This window comes from Maribellus luteus (assembly GCF_003576475.1).
GTDB lineage: Bacteria > Bacteroidota > Bacteroidia > Bacteroidales > Prolixibacteraceae > Draconibacterium > Draconibacterium luteum.
Genome location: NZ_QWGR01000235.1, coordinates 1 through 542 on the forward strand (window position 1 = coordinate 1; position 542 = coordinate 542).

Below are 542 nucleotides of genomic sequence, written 5' to 3' on the forward strand. Positions count from 1 at the left end.
CACACAAACCCATGACAGAGTCAAAAGGCTCAGGACAGCCACGCAGTGCCCCGTTGCCGGTGGGCACCTTGCTGTCCAATTATCGTATTGTAAAGAAGTTGGCCAGCGGGGGGTTCAGCTTCGTCTATCTTGCGACCGACGAGCATGGGACGCCAGTGGCCGTAAAGGAATAACTGCCGTCTTCGCTGGCCCGTCGTGCGCCCGGCGAATTGATTCCCGTCGTGCCTGAAGAAAGCGCGAGCGCGTTCCGCCTCGGGCTCAAATACTTCTTTGAAGAAGGCCGGTCGCTGGCCAAGATTTCTCACCCTGCCATCGTGCGCGTGCTCAATTTCTTCCGGGAAAACGGCACCGTCTACATGGTGATGACGTACGAGCAGGGTAAAACGCTGCAAGAACACATCCTCACAGCGCGCCAGCAAGGCAAGCTGAAGATGCTGCGCGAGCGCTTCATCCGCCAGGTGTTCCATGACCTGATGAGCGGGCTGCGCGAGGTCCACATCCACAAGCTGCTGCATCTCGACATCAAGCCCGGCAACATTTAC

1 protein-coding gene is annotated in these 542 nt (G+C 57.9%); it reads left to right on the plus strand.

The window, feature by feature from the left end; all coding sequences use genetic code 11:
• Positions 1-221 precede the first annotated feature (221 nt).
• On the plus strand, positions 222-542 hold a 321-nt coding region (locus tag D1614_RS28725), incomplete at its 3' end, for a protein kinase domain-containing protein (protein ID WP_206610203.1).